The following is a 6,037-nucleotide window of genomic DNA, read 5'->3' as shown; positions in this document are numbered from 1 at the left end:
ACGCCCAGGGGTCAGCCCCGGGTCGGGCGGGACCCGGCGGGGACCTCCGAGGGCCGCTGCTGCCGGGGAAGCCCGCCGTCGTCCGGCGGGCGCGGGGCGTCCGGACCGGCGTCGCCGTGGTGCTGTCCTGCCGCGTCGCCGGTCGGATCGGCCGAGCTGCCGTCCCCGGCGGGGCCGCCGCCGTCCCTCCCGCCACCGGGAGGGCCGCCGTCGCCACCGGGGTGGCCGGGTCCGTCACCCTCCGCCTCGCCCGGCCCGCGGTGCGGGCCGGCGGGGGCGGGCACCGCGGAGCCGGAAGCGGACGCCGCAGCCGCCCGGGGCGCGGTGACGTACCGCGGCAGTCGGTAGCAGAGCGCGCCGAACCAGAGCGCCGAGACGAGGAAGCCGAACCCGAGGCAGACCAGACCGCCGACGGCGTCGAGCCAGAAGTGGTTGGCGGTGGCCACGATCACGAAAAGCGTCGCCACCGGGTAGAGCACGCCCAGCGCCTTCAGCCACCGGCGGCGAGCCAGCACCGCGATGGTGAGGCCGCACCACACCGACCAGCCGATGTGCATCGACGGCATCGCCGCGTACTGGTTGGAGACGGTCTGCATCGACTCCGACGACAGCGAGCCCCACGTCTGGTGGAGCAGCCCGGTGTCGATGAAGTCCATGCCCTCCATCAGGCGCGGCGGGGCCAGCGGGTAGAAGTAGTAGCCGACCAGGGCTACGGCGGTCGTGGCGAAGAGCACCAGCCGTGTGGCGCCGTAGCGCCCGGGGTGGCTCCGGAACAGCCAGACCAGCACGGCGATGGTCACCAGGAAGTGCAACGTGGCGTAGAAGTAGTTGACGCCCACGATCAGCCACGTCACGTCGTTCACGGCGTGGTTGACGGCCAGCTCGAAGTCGAGCCCCATCGCCTGCTGCAGGTCCCAGATCTGGTGGGCGTGCCGCTGGGCTGTCTCTTCCTGCTCCGGCACCGCGTTGCGGATGTAGGAGTAGACCGAGTAGCTGACCGCGATGAGGAGGAGCTCGAACCAGATGCGGGGGCGGCGGGTGTGCCGGAACCGGTCGAGCGGTCTGCGGCGGCCGGACGGATCGGTGGTCCCCTGGTCCGCGTGTGCTGAGTTCACCCGGTGATCATCTTTCGGCCCGACGCTGATTACCCCCATGAGCCGACAGTCTGCCAGAGAGGCGCCGGTCAGCCGTCATACTGCGGTCCGGTCCGGGGCGGCCGGAGTCATCCTCGGGTCTGACCCGACCCCGGTGCCGCGGCGGTGGAGCCCCGGACCACCAGCTCCGGCATGAAGACGAACTCGCTGTGGGGCGCCGGAGTGCCGCCGATCTCCTCCAGCAGGGCCCGGACGGCGGCCTGGCCCATGGCGGTCACCGGCTGCCGGATGGTGGTGAGCGGCGGGTCGGTGAAGGCGATCAGCGGTGAGTCGTCGAAGCCGATGACGGAGACGTCGCGCGGGACGGTCAGCCCGCGCTGGCGCGCGATGCGGACCGCGCCCAGCGCCATCATGTCGCTGGCGCACACCACGGCGGTGCAGCCCCTGGCGAGCAGCGCGCCCGCCGCGGCCTGCCCGCCCTCCAGCGTGTACAGGGAGTGCTCGATGAGGGAGGTGGCCTCGTCGTCGCCGATCCCCAGCTCCCGCCGGACCGCGCTCCGGAACCCGGCGGTCTTCCGCTGGACCGGGACGAACCGGGCGGGCCCGAGAGCGAGACCGACGCGGCGGTGGCCCAGCGAAGCGAGGTGAGTGACGGCGAGCTGCATCGCCGCGGCGTCGTCGGGGGAGACGGACGGGGCCCGGACCGCCTCCGAGTAGCCGTTGATCAGGACGAACGGCACCCCGTGGCCGCGCAGCCGCTCGTACCGTCCGGTGTCCGCCGTGGTGTCGGCGTGCAGGCCGGAGACGAAGATGATGCCGGCGACGCCGCGGTCGACCAGCATGCCGGTCAGCTCGTCCTCGGTGGAGCCGCCCGGGGTCTGGGTGGCGAGGACCGGCGTGTATCCCTGGCGGGTCAGGGCCTGCCCGATGACCTGGGCGAACGCGGGGAAGATCGGGTTGTCCAGCTCCGGCGTGATCAGACCCACCAGGCCGGCGCTGCGGCGCCGCAACCGCGCGGGCCGCTCGTAGCCGAGGATGTCGAGTGCGGTCAGCACGGCGTCACGGGTGGTCGCGGCGACACCTGGCTTGCCGTTGAGCACCCGGCTGACCGTCGCTTCGCTGACCCCCGCCTGGGCTGCGATGTCTGCTAGCCGCGCGGTCACGCCTACGGACTGTACCGGGCGGTCGACGGCCCCGCACAGGGCGCCGCCCCGCTGTCCGGGATGTCCCCGGTGCGGTGCTCGCGCGGTGCCGGTGCCCCGGATCGCAGCCCGGGCGGGGGATGCCGCCGGCCGTCGCGCGCCGAGTGCATTGGTCGCCGCCCGCGCCCCTCGGGCGCTCCCACCGGGAGGGGCGCCGCCCGGTGACGCGACCAGGTGGCGGGGGAGGACCCGGGCGGGCGCGGCGGGGCGGCGGTCACGACCCGGCATCGCTTGCAGAAACTTGCCGCAAAGTCTTTCCAAAGGATTGCGCCACTGTTACGTTCCTGCTCAGCCCGGCGCCGCAGCGGAGCGGTGCCCCCTGGGCGCGCCTTTCGCGTCCTCTGACGGGCGGAGTCATGTTGAAGGAGTTCACATGCGGCGCAGCATAGGGACGACGGCTGCCATCGCCGCCCTCGCACTCACCGCGACGGCGTGCGGCAGCGACGGGGACGACGCCGGGAGCGGCGGCGACGGCAAGGTGACCGTCACCTACTGGGACACCTCGAACGAGACCGAGGCCAAGGTCTTCCGGGCCGTCGCCGAGGAGTTCGCCGAGGGGCGCGACGACGTCGAGGTCGACTACGTCAACATCGGCTGGGACGGCGCGCAGGACCGCTTCAAGAACGCCGCGCCGACCGGTGAGGCCCCGCACGTGATGCGCACCGAGGTCGCCTGGGTCTCGGACTTCGCCAGCCTGGACTACCTCGCGCCGCTGGACGGCACCCCGGCCGTCGAGAACCAGGACGACTACCTGGAGCAGGCCTGGGCCTCCACCCAGTACGACGGCACCACCTACGCCGTCCCCCAGGTCATCGACACCCTCGCGCTGTTCTACAACGAGCAGCTCCTCGACGAGGCCGGCGTGGACGTGCCCGAGAGCCTGACCGACATCCAGGACTCCGTCGACGCGTTCGAGGGCCTGGAGGCCCCCTTCTACCTGCGCGGTGACGACGCCTACTGGTTCCTGCCCTACCTCTACGGCGAGGGCGGCGACCTGGTGGACGCCGACAGCGAGACGGTCACCGTCGACGACGCCGCGGGCGTGGCCGCCTTCCAGGCCGTGCAGGACCTCCTGGACTCCGGCGCCGCCATCACCGACACCACCGACGGGTGGGAGTCGATGATGTCGTCCTTCGGCAACGGCGACGTGGCCATGATGATCAACGGCCCCTGGGCGATCAACGACGCCCGCGACGCGATCGGCGCCGAGAACCTCGGCGTCGCCCCGGTCCCCGCCGGCTCCGCCGGCCAGGGCTCCCCGCAGGGCGGCTGGAACTACGGCGTCTACGCCGGTCTGGGCGAGGCGGACATGACCGCGGCCCAGGAGTTCGTCGCCTACATGTCGTCCGCAGACGTCCAGCAGCGCATCACGGAGGAACTGAGCCTGCTGCCCACCCGGTCCTCCGTCTACGAGGCCGAGAGCGTCGCCGCCAACGAGATGGTCGAGTTCTTCGCGCCGGCCGTCGAGGTCGCGCACGAGCGCGCCTGGATCCCGCAGGCCAACTCCCTCTTCGACCCGCTGAAGGAGGAGGCCGAGGCCATGCTGCTGGGCCGGGCCACCCCCGAGGAGACCACCGCCGCCATCGCCGACCGCTACCGGGAGCTCCTGGACTGGCAGTGACGGCGCGGCGCGGTCCGACCGCGCCCCGCAACGGCCCGGCAGGACGCAGGAGATCGAGGAGCTGACCCACAACCATGGCTGACGCGAGCGGCCCGCCGAAGGCCGCGGCAGGGGGCGGTACCACTGCCCCTGCCGCGGGCCTCCCGGCGGATCGGAAGGAGACGGGGCCGGCCCCCACCGGGGGCCGCCCCGGGCCGGGCGCGGTCACGCGGCTGCGCCGCGGGCTGGCGACGCACTGGTACGCCTGGGTGATGGTGGCCCCGGTCATCACCGTCATCGGCGTGATCGTGGGGTGGCCGCTGGTGCGCGGCCTCTACCTGACGTTCACCGACGCCGACGAGAGCAACGTCGAACGCCGGATCGGCGTCAACACCATCGACGCCAGCTACGAGTTCGTCGGCCTCCAGAACTACGTGGACGTGCTGACCGGCGGCCACTTCTGGGACAAGCTCGTCTGGACCGTCGTCTGGACGGTCTCCTGCGTCGTCATCACCTTCGTCATCGGCCTGACGCTGGCGAACATGCTCAACCGGAAGGTGCGGGGCCGTTCCCTGTACCGGATCGCCCTGATCCTTCCGTGGGCCATCCCGGCCTTCGTCTCCGTCTTCGCCTGGCGGATGCTCTACAACGAGCGGTCCGGCATCCTCAACGCGGCCCTGGAGGGCGGCGGCCTGAGCGCGATGAGCTGGCTGACCGACCCGTTCTGGGCGAAGGTCTCCGTCATCGCGGTCAACGTCTGGCTGGGCGTGCCGTTCATGCTGATCGCCATGCTGGGCGCGCTCCAGTCCATCCCCGCGGAGCAGTACGAGGCCGCGGAGATGGACGGCGCGACCGCCTGGCAGCGGTTCTGGAACATCACCCTCCCGGGGGTGCGTTCGGTCAGCGCCACCGTGGTGCTGCTCAGCAGCATCTGGACCTTCAACATGTTCCCGGTGATTTTCCTGCTCACCGGCGGCGGGCCGGTCGGCTCCACCGACATCCTCGTCACCGAGGCGTTCAAGCTGGCGTTCCAGCGCAGCCCCCGCGACTTCGCGGGCTCGGCCACCTGGGGCGTGCTGATCCTGATCCTGCTGATCCTCTTCGCCCTCGTCTACCGGCGGGCGCTGCGGCAGCAGGGCGACAAAGAGGGGGCGTGGTGACCATGGCCACCCAGTCCACCGTGACCGCGTCCGACACCGCCGGGCCCGCGGGCCCCGCCGCTCCCGCCGTCGCGGCGGGCCCGGCCGGGGGCGACCCCGGCGGCCGGCGGCAACGACGCCGCGGCGAGCGGGGCCCGTTGGCCTCGTTCGGCCTCCACCTGGGGCTGCTGGCAGGCGCGTTCGTCGCCCTGTTCCCGCCGTTCTGGCTGCTGGTGACGTCGTTCAAACCGCGCAGCGAGTCGTTCTCGCTGTCGCTGACCGCCGACTTCAGCTTCGACAACTACCAGTACGTCGTCAACGAGACGGCGTTCCTCACCTGGTTCGGCAACTCCCTGCTGATCGTGGTGGTGACGACCTTCCTCGCGGTCTTCATCTCCTCCACCACCGGGTACGCGCTGAGCCGCTTCAGGTTCCCGGGCATGCGCTCGCTGATGTGGACCCTGCTGATCACGCAGATGTTCCCGATGGCGGTGCTGATCGTCCCGCTGTACAACCTGATGTCGCGCTACGGCCTGCTCAACCAGCCGGTCGGCCTCATCGTCACCTACCTCACCATCGCGGTGCCGTTCTGCGCCTGGATGATGAAGGGCTTCTTCGACACGATCCCCGTCTCCATCGACGAGTCGGGCCGGGTCGACGGCCTCTCGCCGTTCGGCACCTACTGGCGGCTGGTACTGCCGCTGGCCAAGCCCGGTATCGCGGTGACGGCGTTCTACAGCTTCGTCACCGCCTGGGCCGAGGTCGCCTACGCCACCGCGTTCCTGACCGGCGAGCAGAACCTCACCCTCGCCGGCGGTCTCCAGACCTTCGTCAACCAGCACACGCAGGACTGGCACCACATGACGGCCGCGGCCGTCCTCATCGCGGTCCCGGCCGCGCTGGTCTTCGGGTACGCGCAGAGACACCTGCAGGCCGGCCTGACCGCGGGAGCCACCAAGTCCTGACCGTCCCCGCGGAGCCGGCGGTCCGACCCGCCGGCTC

The 6,037-nt window shown here is 71.7% G+C and carries 5 protein-coding genes; 3 read left to right on the top strand and 2 right to left on the bottom strand.

Features of this window, described 5'->3' with window-relative positions; translation table 11 throughout:
• Nucleotides 1–11: 11 nt before the first annotated feature.
• Nucleotides 12–1,115, bottom strand: coding sequence for a phosphatase PAP2 family protein (locus HCJ92_RS21215; protein WP_338054300.1), 1,104 nt, complete (start codon nt 1,113–1,115; stop codon nt 12–14).
• A 107-nt stretch (nt 1,116–1,222) separates the two neighbouring features.
• A complete protein-coding gene (locus tag HCJ92_RS21210) occupies nt 1,223–2,257 on the bottom strand; it encodes a substrate-binding domain-containing protein (protein ID WP_167935219.1) in 1,035 nt (344 codons plus the stop codon).
• Between the two features lie 412 nt (nt 2,258–2,669).
• Here HCJ92_RS21210 and HCJ92_RS21205 point away from each other — a divergent pair, with 412 nt between their 5' ends.
• From HCJ92_RS21205 to HCJ92_RS21195, 3 genes are all read left to right on the top strand, one after another.
• Nucleotides 2,670–3,917, top strand: a complete 1,248-nt coding sequence (locus HCJ92_RS21205; protein ID WP_167935218.1) for an extracellular solute-binding protein — start codon at nt 2,670–2,672, stop codon at nt 3,915–3,917.
• A 74-nt stretch (nt 3,918–3,991) separates the two neighbouring features.
• Complete coding sequence (locus HCJ92_RS21200; RefSeq protein WP_167935217.1) at nt 3,992–5,056, top strand: carbohydrate ABC transporter permease; 1,065 nt, start codon at nt 3,992–3,994, stop codon at nt 5,054–5,056.
• A gap of 2 nt (nt 5,057–5,058) precedes the next feature.
• Nucleotides 5,059–6,000 carry a sugar ABC transporter permease gene (locus HCJ92_RS21195; protein WP_167935220.1) on the top strand — a complete coding sequence of 314 codons (942 nt, stop codon included), beginning with the start codon at nt 5,059–5,061 and terminating at the stop codon, nt 5,998–6,000.
• The last annotated feature ends 37 nt before the right edge of the window (nt 6,001–6,037 follow it).

It is taken from the genome of Streptomyces spiramenti (assembly GCF_012034385.1).
Classification (GTDB): domain Bacteria; phylum Actinomycetota; class Actinomycetes; order Streptomycetales; family Streptomycetaceae; genus Streptomyces; species Streptomyces spiramenti.
Note: the sequence above shows the minus strand (reverse complement) of the source record. Positions and strands in the feature narration are given on the sequence as shown.